We start from the raw sequence: 243 nt of genomic DNA on the forward strand, positions 1-243 counted from the left end.
TTCCAACTTTTTGACTTATCTTCAGAATGAGGTTAAACCCAAAACGACGGCAGGTAATGTTACATTTACTAAAGCAGATGGAACTGCAAGTAATGTGCAGGATACTGTTACTGCATTAAACTCCGCTATAGTTAATAAAGCAGAAGAATCCGATTTGTCTATTGTTGAAAAAAATATTAACAGCATAAGTACGCTTCTATCGAACGAAACAACAGAAGGAACCACTGGTTCTACAAATAATCA

At 35.4% G+C, this 243-nt stretch carries 1 protein-coding gene; it reads left to right on the forward strand.

Going from position 1 to position 243, the window contains the following annotated elements; translation table 11 throughout:
* On the forward strand, positions 1–243 hold a 243-nt coding region (locus CI595_RS26485; protein ID WP_205728128.1), incomplete at both ends, for a hypothetical protein.

Origin of the sequence: Blautia hominis, assembly GCA_002270465.1 — a bacterium.
Lineage (GTDB): Bacteria > Bacillota > Clostridia > Lachnospirales > Lachnospiraceae > Blautia > Blautia hominis.